The following is a 17,611-nucleotide window of genomic DNA, read 5'->3' as shown; positions in this document are numbered from 1 at the left end:
TACGGGCTGCTGCAGACGGAGGAGTACGCACGGTCGGTACTCGCCACGGGCATGCCGGACGACTTGGAAGGCCTGGTGGCGGCCCGGATGGAACGACAGCGCATCCTGGAACGCGAGCAGCCGCCGCCTTCCGACCAGGGACGCGGCGGCCCTCCTGTGGCAGTCTGAACAGGTACGCGCCCGTCGGGCCACGCCCAGGAAGGGAACAGCCATGGCCGTCGAACCGCTGTCGCGCGAGGAGATCGAGGACCGGCTGGCCGAGCTGCCCGGCTGGTCCCTCGACGGGGACCGCCTCACCCGCTCCTTCCGGCTCGGCTCGCACTTCGCGGCGGCGGCGATGGTCGTGCACATCGCCCAGGTGCAGGAGGAGCTCGACCACCACTCCGACCTCACCCTCGGCTACCACACGGTCTCGCTGAGCGTGAACACCCACAGCGCGGGCGGCGCCGTCACCGAGAAGGACTTCGAACTCGCCCGCCGGGTGCAGGACCTCGCCCCCGGACACGGGGCGGGCTGAGCGGCCGCCGGGACGGGGGAGGCCGCGTGCTGGACTACGACAAGGAAGCCGAGCACTACGACGCCTCGCGCGGCGGCGAGCCCAGGGCGGCCGCCGCGGCCCGGGCCGTCCTCGGCCTCATACCGTACGGGGCGCGGGAGTTGCTGGACGTCGGCTGCGGCACCGGCATCGTGACCCGCCGCCTCGCCGCCGCCCGTACCGGACTGCGGGTCACCGGCGTCGACCGGGTGGACGCGATGGCCCGGCACGCCGCGGTCCGCCTGCCCGGCGCCGTCGTGCTCGCCGACAGCCGCCGCCTGCCCTTCCCGGACGGGCGGTTCGACGCCGTCACCAGCGTGTGGCTGCTGCACCTCGCGCCGAGCCCCGAGGACGCGCGGGCCACCGTCGCCGAGTGCGCCCGGGTGCTCCGGCCCGGCGGGGTGTACGTCACCACGGTCGACAAGGCCGCCGCGCACAACGTCGGCAGTGACATCGACGCGGTCCTCGCCTCCCGGCCGCGCACCCCCGCCCGGGACGCCGAGAACCTGGTCGTCCGGTACGCCACCGAGCACGGCCTGCTCCCGGCCGGCCGGGACCGCTTCCCGGGCCGGGGCCAGGGCCGCAGCCCCCGCCGCACCATCGCCGACCTGCGGCGCGGCTGGTTCGTCACGCTGCCGCCCGGCGAGCCGCTCAGCGAGGAGTTCGCCGCCCGGCTGGCGGCCCTGCCCGACCAGGACCGCCCCCGCCCGGACCCGGTCTTCACCCTGCGGGCCTTCCGCAGACCGCCCGGCGCCCACATTCCTTCGCTGCACGGCAGCTTCCTTACGCACGGCGGCAACTGAGAGGTCACCGACCTTGAAGGCCGCCGGTGTGCCGTTCGTCCCCGACCAGTTGCCCGTCACCTTCTCGGCCGTGAACGGCCGGGCCTGTGCACTCGGTCGTTCACACCTCGTCGCGCTCCCGACTGCCCCCTACGACGGGACGGTCACGGGTCGCATCCACCCAGCCCCTAATTCAGGGCGCGGGTGCGGGTGCGGTGACGAACACCCACGCCGAGCGTGCGCGGTCGCGCACGTTGATCCCGGCGACGTGGTCGGCGGGCCCAGCGAGGCCGCACCGACGACAGCGGAAGTGGTCCCGGTCGGGCCGGTTGGCCCGCTCGGTGTGCCCGCAGCGTGGACAGCGCTGCGAGGTGTAGGCCGCGTCCACCTCGATGAACGGCACCCCGGCCCGCCTGGCTTTGTAGGCGAGGTACTGGCCGAGCTGGTGGAAGGGCCAGGAGGAAAGCGTGTCCCGCTGGTCGCGGCGTAGCCGTACCCGCTCACGGATCCCGCCGAGTTCCTCGACGGCGATCCCGCGACCGGTGCTCCCCCAAGCTCTCGGCTTCGCTCGAGCAGGGGGTACCCCCACCGCGACGGACACGATCTCCTTGCTGATCTTGTGGTTCACGTGCGTGGCATGACGGCGCTCCTTCTGTGCGCGGCGCGCAAGGCGGCGGGTGGCCGAGCGGGTGCGCTTGGCTTGGAGTTCGGCGCGTTTGCGGGTCTGCCAGCGCCGGTAGCGGGACAGGCGACGGCCCTGGTAGTTGGTGCCGTCGGACGTGGTGGCCAGGTTCACGATCCCCCGGTCCACGCCGATGAAGTCAACCGGCTCATACGGCTCGGGTTCCGGGATATCGCAGGCGGCGATGAGGAACCACTTTCCGCCGCGTCGGACCAGGTCGCTCTCGCCCCTGCGGTACTCGACGAGCTTCTTGAGCTGGTCGGGCGAGCAGGCGAACCGGATCCCCTTCATCCGCCCGTCCACGGTCCAGACCGACACCGTGTGCGCGTCGTACTGCCAGGACAGGCAGCGGTCGTCGAACGGCTGCGCCGCCTCGGGCCGGAAGACGATCGGGGCGCCGGCCGCCCTGCGGTACCGCCTGGAGGTGGGCGGGCCCAGGTTCCCGGCCCGCAGATTCGCCTGCAGGGTGGCGTAGGCGTCGACGACCTTCTTCACCGCCCGCACCGCCGGCTGCGCGGACAGCCCGAAGGTGGCCTTCAGGTCCGCGTACACCTCCCTCTGCAGACCGTTGCGGTCCTTCAGGTCCTTGGCGAAGGCAACCTGCGAGGCATAGGTGGCGGCCCGGTTGCAGGCACGCAGGGTCGCCTCCAGCGCCGACGCCTGCCCGGGCGTCGGCAGCAGCTTCACCTGCACCACCAGCTTCACAGACCCGGACCGTAGTACGGCCACCGCACGCACGACCGCCGTTTCCTCCACGACCACCGGTCCCGGTGATTTCTGGGTCGTGTGTTCGTATTTCCCGGCTCTGCCGGGCAGCCACGCAGCCCCTCCGCGTCCGGGGGCGGATGCGGAGGGGCTCCGCGTCGCTGAAACAGGAGGCGATTCTCCCCCGCAAGCGGGCGGTACCCCCACCCCAGCGTGAACGCCTGGGCGTCCTCACCAGATCCAGGTGAATCCGTACCTTCCCCAGGAGGTCCTTCTCCTGCGGCACGCCCAGCACCAGCGAGGGGCGCATGCTCCGGCATACGTCCCTTTGGTTCAGCCGACAGTGCAGGACTGGTCACCGACCTTGAAGGCCGCCGGTGTGCCGTTCGTCCCCGACCAGTTGCCCGTAAAGCCGAAGCCCACCGACGAGCCCGCGGCCACAGTGCCGTTCCAGATCACGTTCTTCGCCGTCACCGCGGCGCCCGACTGGGTGTGCTCGGCGTTCCACAGCTGGGTGATCCGCTGCCCGTTCGGGAAGGACCAGGTGAGCGACCAGCCGTTCCAGGCCGTGGAGCCGGTGTTGGTCAGCTGCACCTCGGCCTGGAAGCCGTCGCCCCACTGGTTGGTGACCTTGTACGCCACCGCGCAGGCGCCCGTGCCTCCGCCGCCCGGGTCGCCGTCGCCCGGGTTCCCGCCTCCGCCACTGGTGTCGGAGGTGTCGCCGTAGATCACGCCCCGCCCGTTGGTCGCCACGTACACCCGGCCGTAGACCCGCGGGTCGCCCGTGATCGCCGCGCCCGTCCAACCCCACTGATGGGCGTCGTCGTTGATACGGGTCCAGCTCGCGCCCTTGTCGGTCGAGCGGAAGATGCCCCGTACCCCGCCGATCTTCGCGCTCGTGTAGAGCGTCTGGTACGAGGCGCCGCTCGCCGCCTTGCCGAAGCCGACGGTGTCGGCCTGCTCGACGTTCGTCAGCCTGGTGAAGCTCGCGCCGCCGTTGGCGGAGTGCCACAGCCCGTACGCGCCGTCGCTCGCGCCGCCCGCCAGCCAGAGGTCGCCCTTGCCGCCCGGCAGCGCCTTGAAGCGCACGCTGTCACCGCTCGGCAGACCGGAGGCCGACGACGCCGTGAAGGTCGCACCGCCGTCCGAACTGACGTAGAACTTGCCCGACTTGAAGCCGTAGAAGGTCTTCGGGTCCACCCGGTCGGACTCCACGACCGCACCCGCCGGGATCCCGGCCGACGCCGACCACGACGAGCCGAACCCCGTCGTGTACCGCACGCCCGTCCCCGCCGGGCTCCACACGAACCGGCTGCCGTCCGCCCCGGCCGCGACCGTGCCGCCGCCGCTCACCCCCGAGGGGTCCGTGCCGGCGAACCAGTTGGCGCCGTTGTCGGTCGAGAAGGCGATGTGCGGCCCCGAGTCCAGGTCGCCCACCCGGACCACCGTGTTCGGGTTCGACTCGGCGAAGTCCAGGCTGGTGGTCGTGGTGAAGTTGGGGGAGGTGAACATCATCGACGGGACCTTCGTCAGATCCGTGTGCCGGAAGCCGCCGATGTCCCCCAGGGCGCTGAGCAGCGGGGCCCCGGAGGGCGGGGAGGCCAGGTCGTTCACCGCGGTCTCCTCCAGGCCCTGCACCATCGGCTTCACGGCGAACTGGCCGCCGCCATCCCACTTGGTGAGGTTCTCGGTGCCGTAGATCGTCGCGCCCGTGCCGTACATCATCCGGTCGGAGTCGAACGGGTCGATCTCCAGCGCCTCCGTCATCCAGCCCAGTTTCGGGGTCTGTTCGGGCGGCGAGGGGTTCGCGCCGAAGGTCAGCCACGGTGTGGACGACACGTCCATCGTGTAGCGGTTGGAGCGGTTCGGGTACGAGGTGTAGTCCCAGGCCTGCGTCCAGGTCGCGCCGCTGTCCCTGGAGCGGAAGATCTGGGTGTCCGGCCACCAGGAGCTGTAGGCGGTGGCCATCACCGTGCCCGGTTTCTGCCGGTCGACGGTCAGGCCGCTGAAGCCGTAGTAGGTGTCGGCCTCCGCGACCGGGCTGATGTTCGTCCAGGTGCCGGTCGCGGTCGCGTACCGCCACAACTGGCCCTTGCCGCCGTCGTACGGTCCGCCCTTGTCGCTGTAGGCGAGGTACAGGTAGCCGTTCTTCGCGTCCAGCACGCCCTTGTGGGCCAGGTACCCGGTCGGCTGGCCGGACAGCCGCTGCCAGGTCGCGCCCGCGTCCGTCGAGCGGTACACCGCGTTGCCCTTGTCGGCGACCCCGACGTAGATCGTCTTCGTGGCGTTGCCGGACGTACCCGTGGACTCGTCGAAGGTGACCCAGACGACGCCCTGGTTGTCACTGGCGTAGCCGGACGTGTCGCCCGGGTCCTGCACGTAGGTGCCGGCGTTCGGGAAGCTCGCGACCTTCGACCAGGTCGCTCCCGAGTCCGTCGACCGCCACAGGCCCTTGCCGCTGGGCGCGCCCAGGTACAGGACGCTGTTCCTGTTCGGGTCGACCGCCAGCCGCTCGCCCATCCCGCGCCCGGGCATGTTGCCACCGAGCTTGAACGGCAGGTCGGCCTTCTGCCAGGTCGCGCCGCGGTCGGCGGACCTCAGCACGGCGCCGTTGCCCGGGTCCCAGCTGTTGGTGTACGTGCCGACGGCCGCGTACACCTTGTTCGGGGCGGCGGAGTCGGAGGCGAGGGAGACGACGCCGGTGTGGCCCCAGGTGTCCCAGCCGACCGAGTCCAGCAGCGGGGTCCAGGTCTTCGTCGACTGCTGCCACCGGTAGGCGCCGCCGATGTCGGTGCGGGCGTAGACTAGGTTCTTCTCGCTGCGGTTGAAGACGATGCCGGGGACGAAGCCGCCCCCGTCGATACGGGCGTTCTTCCAGGTGTACGTGTCCGCCGCGATCGCGGCGGGTGCGGCGGGCGCGGCCAGCGCGGAGGGGGCGCTGGCCAGCAGTCCGGCGGCGAGCGCCAGCACGGCCGTGAGAACGCGGCCCCTGCGGGGAGTTCTTCGCACGGTGGGGCTCCTCTCGGAGGAGACAGGAGGAAGAGGCATGTGACGACCGGGCGGCCCCGTGAGGGGAACCGCCCGGTCAGGGGGCCCCGTCGTCCGATGACGGGACCGTGCACACGGAGCCTTCAGCGGGGACTATTCGAGGAGCTCCGCGTACGAACCCATGGCGAGGGCGATGTCGGCCTGGGCCCAGAACCGGTGGTACGTGAAACTGGGGGCCGCGCCGCCCTTGAGGTAGGACTCGATCTTCGACCAGGCCGGGTCGTTCTTGTAGAAGGACCTGATCGAGCTGAACGTCGACGAGGAGTCGATCCTGTCGCCGTTCGGCATGGTGCCGGTCCAGCCGCTCGGCACGTACACCTTGTCGTTGAAGCGGCTGTAGTCGGTGCGGGTCTCCGGGACGGCGATGCCCAGGCTGTCCTGGTAGTTGCTCCACATGCCGTCCAGCAGCGCCTTCGCCGTCGACTTGGCCTGGGCGTCACCGGACCTGGCGGCGTAGTACGTCAGGGTCTTGGCGTACGCGGCGGCCACGCCGACGTCGTTGGTGTAGTCGGCGACGGTGACGTGCAGGTTGTTGTTGGCACCGGGGGAGGAGGCGTTCCAGGTGTCGGGCTGGCCCGACCACTGGAGGGTGGAGGGAATCTGGAAGGTGCCGTTCGGGTTGACCGTGGTCTTGGACAGCGCCCACTTGACCCACTTGTCCAGGACCGCCTTCGCGGTGGTGTTCCCCGTCTGCTGGTAGTACTCGGCGACCCGCTCCATCGACCAGGCCTGGAAGCCGAACCACTGGTTGGACGGCGGGTCGTGGTAGACCGGCTGCCAGTCGTAGTACATGCCGTAGAAGGTCGGCGTGCCGGCCGGCGGGGTGGCGTACCGGCCCTGCCAGCTGTTGGTCGCGCCGCCCGCGATGCCGCCCTCGGAGGACTGCAGCCACCGGTAGAACTCCAACTGGCGCTGGAGCGACTTGCTCCAGTCGGCCGCACCGGTCGCCGACTTGGGCTTCAGGTCGGCGTAGCTGCTCAGCGCGTACGCGGCCAGGGGGTTCTGGTAGCCGCCGTGGGCGTGGCTGGAGCCGATGCGCCAGGCCCAGCCCGCCGAGGAGTCCGTCGCACCGCCCCAGGCGTAGTACCAGGACAGCAGGTAGTGCGAGGCGTCCTTGCCGGTGCCGGCCGGGCAGGAGGAGGCCCCGACACAGTTGCCGACCTTCTTGAAGTACTTGTCGAACATCGCGTACCGCAGGTAGTCGCCCATCTTCGCCGCCTTGGCGACGGTGGCCGACACGTCGGCGCTCTTGCCCTGCGCCTTGGCCCACACATCGGCCCAGTACGCGGCCTGCACCGCGCGCGCGTCGGCGTCCGGGGCGTTGGTGAACTTCCACTGCTTGGCGTAGGAGTCGTCCCCGGTGAACAGGTCCAGGTAGCCGTTCTTGCCGCCGTACTTGAAGGCGTCGCAGGTCGGCTGCGGCACCGTCTCCCAGACCGACTCCTCGGGGCCGCGCTGGAAGGTGTTGATGTACGACGGTCCCTTGGCCGTGGGGCCGGCCTCGCACTGGCCGCCCGGCGTGTTGCCGTAGCCGTAGACGTTGTCGACGTCCTCGATCCAGTGCATGCCGTAGACGTCGTCCGTGCCGTACGCGGACTTCAGCTCACCCGCGATCGGGTCCGGACCCACCGACACCCCGGTGTCGAGCCTGGCCGGGTACTGGCTGGGCGTGTCCATCTCGGGCGCGTACGTGGCCGGCTTGGAGGCGGTGTAGAAGGAGTTGGTCGACTGGTCGGCGTGGGTGGGGATCATGTACTTCTCCATGATCGACCAGGCGCCGTTGAACTTGGACCAGTCGCCCGTCACCTTGCCGTACATGGCCTGCAGCCAGAGCAGGTAGCTGTAGGCCTCCGACGTGGTCTCGTGACCGTGGTCGGGCGCCTCCACGATGAGCGTCTCCACCGAGTGGTAGGGGATGCCCTCGGGGGAGAAGTAGCCGTTCGCCGGGTTGGTGATCTTCCCGTAGAGGTCCAGGAAACGGGCGTCGTACGCCTTGGAGGCCGCCAGCTGCGTCACGGTGACCGTGGCGTTGGTGTAGCCGGTCGCCGAGGCCGTGAAGACCGCCGAGCCGGTGCCGGAGGAGTTCGCGGTGACGGTCACCTTCTGCGCGGTGTTCCAGTTGGACGGCGTGAAGGTGAGCGAGGAGCCGGCGGTCACCGACAGACCCGTGTTGCCGGACGTGCGGGCGACGCTCACCGTCACGTTCGCGCTCGGCTGGTTCGACAGCTTCACGTCGAAGGTGCCCGTCTTGCCCTGCTGGATGCCCAGTTGGGTCGGCGAGGCGACCACGGCGGGACCCGAGGCGACCGTGATGCCGACCGGCGTGGACTCCGCGGAGGCGCCGAGGCTGTCATAGGCCTTCGCCACCAGGGAATGACTGCCCACGGTCAAACCGGAGGCCGAGAGCGTGTACGGCGCGCTCGTGTCCGTGCCCAGCAGCTTGGTGTCGTCGTAGAACTCGACCTTGGTGATGGTCGCGTTGTCGGCCGCCGCGGCGGTCGCCGCGAGGGGCACCGCGGTGCCCTGGGTGTAGACCGCGCCCGGGGCCGGGCTGGTCAGCACCGTCACCGGCGGCTGGTGCGCGCCGGCGCAGGTGGTGCCGTTGACCGCGAAGCTCGTCGGGGCCGCGTTGGTGCCGCTGTAGCTGAACTGGGCACCGGTGTTCACCGCGTTCCCGGCGGCGATCGTCCCGTTGTACGACTCGTTCTTCACGGTGATCGTCTGACCGGACTGCGACCAGATGCCGTTCCAGCCGTTGGAGAGCTTCTGGTTGCCCGAGTAGGCGTACGTCAGCGTCCAGCCGTTGATGGCGTCCGTGCCGCGGTTGGTGATCGTGAGGTCGGCGGTGAAGCCGGAGCCCCAGTCGTTGGTCTTGTAGTCCACGCTGCACTGGAGGGGCGCCGCGTGCGCGGTGGTCGCACCCGTGGACAGCATGGCGAGGGGAAGCGTGAGGGCCGCCACGACGGCGGTCCACACACGCCGCACGACGCGGCGTCTGCGGGGGGGATGCATGGTGCTGGTTCCTCCTTGCGGCTCGGAAGAGGTGGGGGAGGAGCGACAAGCCATGAACCAGTGGGAGCGCTCCCATAGTGCGTACGGGAGTCGAGGGGGTCAAGGTCCTTGAAGAGTCGAAAAGATTCGACTCTCATCAATCCACTTTCCCGACTGTTGAGTTGAGGAAGTTTGATGAAAGTCCGCACCCCCTCTGTCCTTCGCCGCCACTTGCCGCTACCTTCACTCGCACCAGTGGGAGCGGTTCCATCAGTCGACGCGTCCGTCACGGCGCGCCAGAGCTGCAAGGAGTCGCTCATGCGACACCCCCCGCGTTCAGTACTTTTAGCCGTCACCGGCGCGGTCGCGCTCCTCGGCAGCGTGGTCGTGCCGGCGGTCACGGCGCACGGAGCCGCACCCGCGTGCACGGTGGAGTACACGGTCACCGGCCAGTGGGACGCCGGCTTCCAGGGCGACGTGCGGATCACCAACAACCAGGCTCCGCTGAGCAGCTGGAGCCTGACCTTCGACTTCCCCGGCGGCCAGAAGGTCACCCAGGGCTGGAACGCCAAGTGGTCCCGGTCCGGCAGGACGGTGACCGCCGCCAACGAGAGCTACAACGGCTCGCTCGGCACCGGCGCGAGCGTCAGCGCCGGGTTCCTCGCCTCCTGGTCGGGGAGCAACCCCCTGCCGACGGCGTTCAAGCTCAACGGCACCACGTGCAACGCCGGCTCGGACCCGTCCACACCCCCGACGGACCCGCCGCCGACCGATCCGCCGCCGGCCGGTGACGGCAGGGCACCCGCCCTGCGCGTCTCGGGCAACAAGCTCGTCGACGCCGGCGGGAAGAACCGCCGACTGCTCGGAGTCAACCGCTCCGGCGGCGAGTTCATGTGCGTCCAGGGCTACGGCATCTGGGACGGTCCCGTCGACGACGCCGCGATCAAGGCGATCGCCGACTGGAAGGCGAACGCCGTCCGCATCCCGCTCAACGAGGAGTGCTGGCTGGGTCTCTCCCACATCAAGCCCGAGTACGCGGGCGCCAACTACATCAGCGCCGTCAAGGACCTGGTGTCCCGCGTCGAGGCGCACGGCATGACCCCGATCGTCGAACTGCACTGGACCTACGGCCAGTACACCGGCAACTCGGCAGGCTGCTCCGACGTGCACGCCACCTGCCAGAAGCCGATGCCGGACGCCCAGTACACGCCGTCGTTCTGGTCATCGGTCGCGAACACCTTCAAGAACGACCAGGCCGTCGTCTTCGACCTGTTCAACGAGCCCTACCCGGACCGGGCGACCTCGAGCCTCACGGACGCCTGGAAGTGCTGGCGCGACGGCGGCACCTGCCCGGGCATCGGCTACCGGGTCGCCGGCATGCAGTCCCTCGTCGACGCCGTCCGCGCGACCGGCGCCAGGAACGTCATCCTGGCCGGCGGGCTCGCGTACTCCAACGACCTCGGCCAGTGGCTGACGTACCGGCCCAGCGACCCGGCCGGTAATCTCGCCGCCTCCTACCACGTCTACAACTTCAACACCTGTTCCAGCGAGAGCTGCTGGAACTCCACCCTCGCCCCGGTCGCGGCCCAGGTGCCGCTGGTGGCCGGGGAGATCGGCGAGAACACCTGCTCGCACGGGTTCATCAACCGGGTCATGAAGTGGTTCGACGACCGCGGTCTGTCCTACCTCGGCTGGACCTGGAACACCTGGGACTGCTCCTCCGGGCCGTCCCTCATCTCCGCCTACGACGGTACGCCCACGGCGTTCGGCGTAGGACTGCGCGACCATCTGCGCGCCTTGCCGCAGTAGGTCCCGCTCGGCAGGTCCCGCTCGGTACGTCCCGTTCGGCAACTCCTGTTCAGCACCTCCTGTTCAGAAAGAGATCCGTTCAGAAGAAGGAGCAATCCGCACCCATGAGCCGTACCAGAACATCGATACTCGCCGCCATGGCCCTGGTCGCCGGGGTCACGGGGACGGCGCTGAGCGCCGGACCCGCCAGCGCCGGCGCCGCCGCCGTCCCCTGTACCGTCGACTACAAGACCAACGACTGGGGCTCCGGCTTCACCGCCGACGTCACCATCAAGAACAACGGTGCCGCCAAGTCCAACTGGTCGCTGAAGTGGTCCTACGCCGGCAACCAGAAGGTCACCAGCGCCTGGAACGCGAAGGTCACCCAGAGCGGTGCCAACGTCACCGCGGCCAACGAGAGCTACAACGGCAGCCTCCCCACGGGCGGTTCGGTCAACTTCGGCTTCCAGGGCACCTACAGCGGCACCAACGCCGTCCCGGCCACCTTCACCCTCGACGGCGTCACCTGCAACGTCGACGGCGGCGGCGGGGACCCCGGTCCCGGGGACCCCGGTCCCGGTGACCCCGGGCCCGGCAACGGAAGCCGCGTCGACAACCCGTACGCCGGAGCCAAGGTCTACGTGAACCCCGAGTGGTCCAAGAAGGCCGCCGCCGAGCCGGGCGGCAGCCGGGTCTCCAACCAGCCCACCGGCGTCTGGATGGACCGCATCGCCGCGATCAACGGCGTGAACGGCGGCATGGGCCTGCGCGCCCACCTCGACGAGGCCCTGAAGCAGAAGGGCAGCGGCGAGGAGGTCATCCAGGTCGTCGTCTACGACCTGCCCGGACGCGACTGCGCGGCCCTCGCCTCCAACGGCGAGCTCGGCCCGACGGAGATCGACAAGTACAAGACCCAGTTCATCGACCCGATCGCGGCGATCCTCGGCGACCCCAAGTACTCCTCGCTGCGGATCGTCACCACGATCGAGATCGATTCGCTGCCCAACCTCGTCACCAACACCGGCAGCCGCGCCACCGCCACACCGCAGTGCGACACGATGAAGGCCAACGGCAACTACGTCAAGGGCGTCGGCTACGCACTCGCCAAGCTGGGCAAGATCCCGAACGTCTACAACTACATCGACGCCGGCCACCACGGCTGGATCGGCTGGGACGACAACTTCGGCCCGTCGGCCGACCTCTTCAAGCAGGCGGCCACCAGTGAGGGTGCGAGCGTCAACGACGTGGCCGGCTTCATCACCAACACGGCCAACTACAGCGCCCTGAAGGAGAACAACTTCTCGATCACCGACCAGGTGAACGGCGTCTCGGTGCGCCAGTCCAAGTGGGTGGACTGGAACCAGTACGTCGACGAGCTGTCGTTCGCGCAGGCCTTCCGCAACAAGCTGGTCTCGGTCGGCTTCAACTCGAACATCGGCATGCTGATCGACACCTCCAGGAACGGCTGGGGCGGATCGGCACGCCCGGCCGGTCCGGGTCCCAAGACCAGCGTGGACACGTACGTCGACGGCGGGCGCTACGACCGGCGCCTCAACACGGGCAACTGGTGCAACCAGGCGGGAGCCGGTCTCGGTGAGCGTCCGAAGGCCGCACCGGCCGCCGGCATCGACGCGTACGTGTGGATGAAGCCTCCGGGGGAGTCCGACGGTTCCAGCTCGGCGATCCCGAACGACGAGGGCAAGGGCTTCGACCGGATGTGCGACCCGACCTACGGGGGCAACCCCCGCAACAACAACAGCATGTCGGGCGCACTGCCGAACGCTCCGGTCTCCGGGCACTGGTTCTCCGCCCAGTTCCAGGAGCTGATGAAGAACGCCTACCCGCCGCTGTCGTGAGTCCGGGGTGAGCCGCGGGTGACCTTCGGGTGACCCCGTCTGAACCGGTGATCCGCCGGGGGCCGGCGCCCCCGGCGGATCACCGCGTCCCCGGATTTTTGCCGCCCCGGCAACAGGAGTGGCCCCTCGGCGGTGCGTCGGAGCAGGCTGGGCGCATCGCACAGGAGAGGCGGACAGCCCATGGCACACGAGCACCGAAAGCACCGGGGCCACGAGGAGCACCGGCACCACCACCGGAACCATCAGCACCACCACGGGGACACCGACATCGACTGGGCCGCGATGGCCCAGCAGTTGGAGTCCCAGGCGGAACTGTTCGCCCCCCTCTACCAGCGGGCCATGGCCTGGCTGGCGAAGGAGGCGACCGAGCCCGGCCTGATCGTCGACGCCGGCAGCGGACCCGGAGTGGTCTCCTGCCTGTTCGCCGAGACCTTCCCGGGCGCCCGGGTGGTCGCCATGGACGGCTCCGAGCCGCTCCTCGAGCGGGCCCGCGCCCGGGCCGCCCGCCGCGGCCTGGCCGACCGCTTCGCCACGGTCACCGGAGAACTGCCGGGCTCACTGGGCGAGTTGGACTACCCGGCCGACTTGATGTGGGCTGGCAACAGCCTGCACCACCTGGGCGACCAGCGGGCCGCTCTCGCCGCGTTCGCCGAGCGCCTGGCACCCGGCGGCACCCTCGCCCTGCTGGAGGGCGGACTGCCGGCCCGCTTCCTGCCCCGGGACATCGGCATCGGCCACCCCGGCCTCCAGGCCCGCCTCGACGCGGTGCAGGAGGACTGGTTCACGCGGATGCGGGCCGAACTGCCCGGTTCCGTCGCCGAGACCGAGGACTGGCCGGCGCTGCTGGCGGCCGCGGGCCTGAAGCCCACCCGCACCCGCAGCTTCCTGCTGGACCTGCCCGCCCCGGTCTCCGACCGGGCCCGCGCCTACGTCGCCGCCACCCTGAACCGGCTGCGCGAATCCTCCGAGGACGGCGTCGACGAGGACGACCGCGCCACCCTCGACCGTCTCCTCGACCCCGAGGACGAGGCGAGCGTGCACCGGCGCAAGGACGTGTTCGTACTGAAGGCGTACACCGTGCACACGGCCGTACGGACCTCCTGAGCACGTCGGTCCCCGTCACCGGCGCACAGCGCGGACCGGTGACGGGTGCCGGAGGTCAGGCCGTGTTGAACGTCGCCGGGTCCGGACCGAGACGCCGGTCCTCGTTCAGCGCGCCGATCGCCGCGAGGTCCTCGCCGTCCAGGCTGAAGTCGAAGACCTCGATGTTCTCCTTGATCCGGGACGGCGTCACCGACTTCGGGATCACGATGTTGCCCAGCTGCAGGTGCCAGCGCAGCACGATCTGGGCCGGCGTGCGGTTGTGCTTCTGCGCGATCGCGACGATCGCCGGAACCTCCAGCAGGCCCTTGCCCTGGCCGAGCGGCGACCAGGCCTCGGTGGCGATGCCCTGCTTCGCGTGGTACGCACGGGCGGCGTGCTGCTGCAGGTGCGGGTGCAGCTCGATCTGGTTGACCGCCGGGATCACCGAGGTCTCGGCGGTCAGGCGCTCCAGGTGCTCGGGAAGGAAGTTGGAGACGCCGATCGCCCGGACGCGCCCCTCGGCGTGCAGCTTCTCGAACGCCCGGTAGGTGTCGACGAACTTCCCCCGGGCCGGCACCGGCCAGTGGATCAGGTACAGGTCCACGTACTCCAGGCCAAGCTTGCCCAGCGACGTGTCGAAGGCGCGCAGCGTGGAGTCGTACCCCTGGTCGCTGTTCCAGAGCTTGGTGGTGACGAAGACGTCCTCGCGGGGGATGCCGGAGGCGGCGACGGCCCTGCCGGTGCCCTCCTCGTTGCCGTAGATCGCCGCGGTGTCGATGCTGCGGTACCCGGCCTCCAGCGCGGTGGCGACGGCCCGCTCCGCCTCGTCGTCCGGCACCTGCCAGACACCGAAGCCCAGCTGGGGCATCTCGACGCCGTTGTTGAGGCTGATCGGGGGGACCTTGCTGCTCACGAAATCTTGGTCCTTCGATTGTGGTCAAGTCGTCAGGTGGTACTCCATCGTCAACGATCACGACCCGCACCGCATTCCTGACCCGCGCGGTGTACCGGCTCAGCCCCGGTACAGCGCCTCCACCTCGTCGGCGTACGCCTTCTCGATGGCCTTGCGCTTGAGCTTCAGGGACGGGGTCAGCAGGCCGTGTTCCTCGGTGAACGGCTGGGCCAGGATGCGGAAGGTGCGGATGGCCTCGGCCCGCGAGACCAGCGTGTTGGCGGCGACCACCGCGCGCCGCACCTCCCTCTCCAGATCGGCGTCGAGCACCAGCTGCGCCGCCGTCATCCCCGGCTTGCCGCACATCCGCAGCCAGTGCTCGACGGCCTCCTGGTCGAGGGTGACCAGGGCGGCGACGTAGGGGCGGTCGTTGCCGACGACGATGCACTGGGCGACCAGCGGGTGGTCGCGCACCCGCTCCTCCAGCACGCCCGGCGACAGGCTCTTGCCGCCGGAGGTCACCAGGATCTCCTTCTTGCGCCCGGTGATGGTCAGATAGCCGTCCTCGTCGAGGAATCCGAGGTCGCCGGTGGCCAGCCAGCCGTCGTGCAGGGTCTCGTCGGTGGCCTTCGGGTCGTTGAGGTAGCCCTGGAAGACGTTGCCGCCGTTCAGCCGGACCTCGCCGTCGTCGGCGATGTGCACGGTGACGCCCGGTACGGGCTGCCCGACGGTGCCGTAGCGGGTGCGCCCGGGCGGATTGGCGGTGGCGGCCGCGGTGGACTCGGTCAGGCCGTAGCCCTCGTAGATCTGCACACCGGCGCCCGCGAAGAACAGCCCGAGCCGCCGGTCCATGGCCGAGCCGCCGGACATGGCGTTGCGTATGCGGCCGCCCATGGCCGCGCGGACCTTGGAGTAGACGAGCTTGTCGAAGAACTGGTGCTGCATCCGCAGACCGGCCGAGGGGCCGGGTCCGATGCCCCACGCCTTGGCCTCGACGGCGTCCGCGTACTTCACGGCCACCTCGACGGCCTTCTCGAAGGGCCCGCCCCTGCCCTCCTCCTCCGCCTTGCGCCGGGCCGCGTCGAACACCTTCTCGAAGACGTACGGTACGGCGAGGACGAACGTCGGCCGGAACACCTGCAGGTCGGGCAGCAGGGCGGCGGCGTTCAGCTGCGGCTGGTGACCGAAGCGGACCTTGCCGCGGACCGCCGCCACCTCCACCATCCGCCCGAAGACGTGCGCGAGCGGCAGGAACAGCAGGGTGGCCGCCTCGTCGCCCTTCCTGCCGCGGAACACCGGATCCCAGCGTCCCAGGACCGTGTCCGCCTCGTACATGAAGTTGCCGTGCGACAGGACGCAGCCCTTGGGCCGCCCGGTGGTTCCGGAGGTGTAGATCACCGTCGCGACCGAGTCCGGGGTGACCGCCTTCCGGTGCCGGTGCACCACGTCGTCGCCGATGTGCGCGCCCGCGTCGTACAGCTCCCGCACGGCGCCGGAGTCCAGCTGCCACAGACGGCGCAGCCACGGCAGCCGGTCGATGACCGTGGCGACCGTCATCGCGTGGTCCTCGTGCTCCACGACCGCCGCCGACACCTCGGCGTCGTACAGCATCCAGAAGCACTGCTCGGCCGAGGAGGTCGGATAGACCGGCACCACCTGGGCGCCGATCGTCCACAGCGCGAAGTCGAGCAGCGTCCACTCGTAGCGGGTACGGGACATGATCGCGACCCGGTCGCCGAAGCGGACCCCTTGCGCCAGCAGGCCCTTGGCCAGGGCCAGCACCTCGTCGCGGAACTCGGCACAGGTCACGTCGCGCCAGTTCCCGTGCTCGTCCTTGCGGCCGAGCGCGACGTGCAGCGGGTCGTCCTCGGCGTGCTGGAAGATGACGTCGGCCAGCCCGCCCACCGGCGGAGGCAACGTCGGCGGAGGGCTGGTGAACTCGCGCAAACCCGCTCCTCCTCCTGGTGGCACTCTCCTCGTGACGCTCCGCACAGCGCCGTGAAAGCTACCCCACGGTGGGCGGGGAGGGACAGAAAACTTACGGTTCCGTACCTTTCGATACCGTAATCTCCACTGAATCTGTACGACCCGATTCCGGCGGGGTGGACGATGGAGGAGGAGCGTCCGTCGGTCCCGTATCGCCGACGAACACGCGCGAGTGAAGTAGTGACGTACTGGAGCACCGTGAAACGCCCGCACTGGCCGAGTCGGCTGCCGATCGACCCGTACATAGCGCTGCTGATCGGCACGGTGGTCATCGCCGCGCTCCTGCCGGCCCGCGGCACGGCCGCCCACGTGGCCTCGGGCGCCTCCACCGCCGCGATCGCCGTCCTGTTCTTCCTCTACGGCGCCCGCCTGTCCACCCGCGAGGCACTGGACGGCCTGAAGCACTGGCGCCTGCACGTCACGGTCCTGGCCTGCACTTTCCTCGTCTTCCCCCTGCTGGGCCTGGCCGCCCGCGGCCTGGTCCCGGCCGTCCTGACCCTGCCGCTCTACCAGGGGCTGCTCTTCCTCACTCTCGTCCCGTCGACCATCCAGTCGTCGATCGCCTTCACCTCCATCGCCCGCGGCAACGTGCCCGCCGCGATCTGCGCCGGCTCCTTCTCCTCCCTGATCGGCATCGTCCTCACCCCGCTCCTGGCGGCCGTGCTCCTGGGCAACGGCGGCGGCGGCTTCTCCGCACACTCACTGGTCACGATCGTGCTGCAACTGCTCGTGCCGTTCGTCGCCGGACAGGTGCTGCGCCCCTGGATCGGCCGTTTCGTCGCCGGGCACAGAAAGGTCCTCGGACTCGTCGACCGCGGCGCGATCCTGCTCGTCGTCTACACCGCGTTCAGCGAGGGCATGGTCCGCGGCATCTGGCACCAGGTGAGCCCCGCGCGGCTGGGCGCCCTGCTCGGTGTGGAGGCCGTCCTGCTCGCCGCGATGCTCGCCCTGACCTGGTACGGCGCCAGGGCGCTGCGTTTCGGCCGGGCCGACCGCATCGCCATCCAGTTCGCCGGCTCGAAGAAGTCCCTGGCCTCCGGGCTGCCCATGGCAAGCGTCCTGTTCGGCGCCCAGGCCTCACTCGCCGTACTGCCCCTGATGCTCTTCCACCAGATGCAGCTCATGGTCTGCGCGGTGATCGCCAAGCGCCGCTCCCGCGACCCCGAGGCCCAGCAGGAGGCCGCCCCGGTCGGGGCGGGCCTCGCCCGCAACTGAGGCCGCCTCCCTCTGCCCCGTCCTGCTCTGCCCCGTCCCGCTCAGCCC

At 70.1% G+C, this 17,611-nt stretch carries 11 protein-coding genes and 1 pseudogene; 7 read left to right on the top strand and 5 right to left on the bottom strand.

Going from position 1 to position 17,611, the window contains the following annotated elements; translation table 11 throughout:
* The 3 genes and pseudogenes from C1I97_RS40660 to C1I97_RS13775 form a co-directional block, all read left to right on the top strand.
* Window positions 1-126: pseudogene (locus C1I97_RS40660) on the top strand (Scr1 family TA system antitoxin-like transcriptional regulator); the annotation flags it as partial.
* An 85-nt stretch (window positions 127-211) separates the two neighbouring features.
* Window positions 212-517, top strand: a complete 306-nt coding sequence (locus C1I97_RS13780) for a 4a-hydroxytetrahydrobiopterin dehydratase (protein WP_111003503.1) — start codon at window positions 212-214, stop codon at window positions 515-517.
* 26 nt (window positions 518-543) lie between these two features.
* Window positions 544-1,338: a class I SAM-dependent methyltransferase gene (locus tag C1I97_RS13775; RefSeq protein ID WP_111003502.1), complete on the top strand. Its 795-nt coding sequence runs from the start codon at window positions 544-546 to the stop codon at window positions 1,336-1,338.
* 172 nt (window positions 1,339-1,510) lie between these two features.
* Here the strand turns inward: C1I97_RS13775 and C1I97_RS13770 are convergent, their stop codons facing one another.
* From C1I97_RS13770 to C1I97_RS13760, 3 genes are all read right to left on the bottom strand, one after another.
* Entirely contained in the window at window positions 1,511-2,704 is a 1,194-nt protein-coding gene (locus tag C1I97_RS13770) for an RNA-guided endonuclease InsQ/TnpB family protein (RefSeq protein WP_258382558.1), read from the bottom strand.
* Between the two features lie 333 nt (window positions 2,705-3,037).
* Entirely contained in the window at window positions 3,038-5,713 is a 2,676-nt protein-coding gene (locus C1I97_RS13765; protein ID WP_369008357.1) for a cellulose binding domain-containing protein, read from the bottom strand.
* A 132-nt stretch (window positions 5,714-5,845) separates the two neighbouring features.
* Window positions 5,846-8,764 (bottom strand): glycoside hydrolase family 48 protein, encoded by a 2,919-nt coding sequence (locus C1I97_RS13760; RefSeq protein ID WP_111003500.1) that lies wholly within the window; start codon window positions 8,762-8,764, stop codon window positions 5,846-5,848.
* A gap of 297 nt (window positions 8,765-9,061) precedes the next feature.
* Between C1I97_RS13760 and C1I97_RS13755 the strand changes: the two genes are divergently transcribed.
* From C1I97_RS13755 to C1I97_RS13745, 3 genes are all read left to right on the top strand, one after another.
* Window positions 9,062-10,552, top strand: a complete 1,491-nt coding sequence (locus tag C1I97_RS13755) for a cellulase family glycosylhydrolase (protein WP_181446717.1) — start codon at window positions 9,062-9,064, stop codon at window positions 10,550-10,552.
* A gap of 104 nt (window positions 10,553-10,656) precedes the next feature.
* Window positions 10,657-12,387, top strand: a complete 1,731-nt coding sequence (locus C1I97_RS13750; RefSeq protein WP_111003498.1) for a glycoside hydrolase family 6 protein — start codon at window positions 10,657-10,659, stop codon at window positions 12,385-12,387.
* 180 nt (window positions 12,388-12,567) lie between these two features.
* Window positions 12,568-13,491 carry a class I SAM-dependent methyltransferase gene (locus tag C1I97_RS13745; RefSeq protein WP_111003497.1) on the top strand — a complete coding sequence of 308 codons (924 nt, stop codon included), beginning with the start codon at window positions 12,568-12,570 and terminating at the stop codon, window positions 13,489-13,491.
* Between the two features lie 55 nt (window positions 13,492-13,546).
* On the opposite strand, the gene C1I97_RS13740 is transcribed toward C1I97_RS13745, so the two are convergent.
* Window positions 13,547-14,383, bottom strand: coding sequence for an aldo/keto reductase (locus C1I97_RS13740; RefSeq protein WP_111003496.1), 837 nt, complete (start codon window positions 14,381-14,383; stop codon window positions 13,547-13,549).
* A 99-nt stretch (window positions 14,384-14,482) separates the two neighbouring features.
* Entirely contained in the window at window positions 14,483-16,309 is a 1,827-nt protein-coding gene (locus tag C1I97_RS13735) for an AMP-dependent synthetase/ligase (protein WP_111003495.1), read from the bottom strand.
* Between the two features lie 237 nt (window positions 16,310-16,546).
* On the opposite strand from C1I97_RS13735, the gene C1I97_RS13730 reads away from it, so the two are divergent.
* Window positions 16,547-17,563, top strand: coding sequence for a bile acid:sodium symporter family protein (locus tag C1I97_RS13730; protein ID WP_111003504.1), 1,017 nt, complete (start codon window positions 16,547-16,549; stop codon window positions 17,561-17,563).
* The last annotated feature ends 48 nt before the right edge of the window (window positions 17,564-17,611 follow it).

Source organism: Streptomyces sp. NTH33 (assembly GCF_003236365.1).
GTDB lineage: Bacteria > Actinomycetota > Actinomycetes > Streptomycetales > Streptomycetaceae > Streptomyces.
Note: the sequence above shows the minus strand (reverse complement) of the source record. Positions and strands in the feature narration are given on the sequence as shown.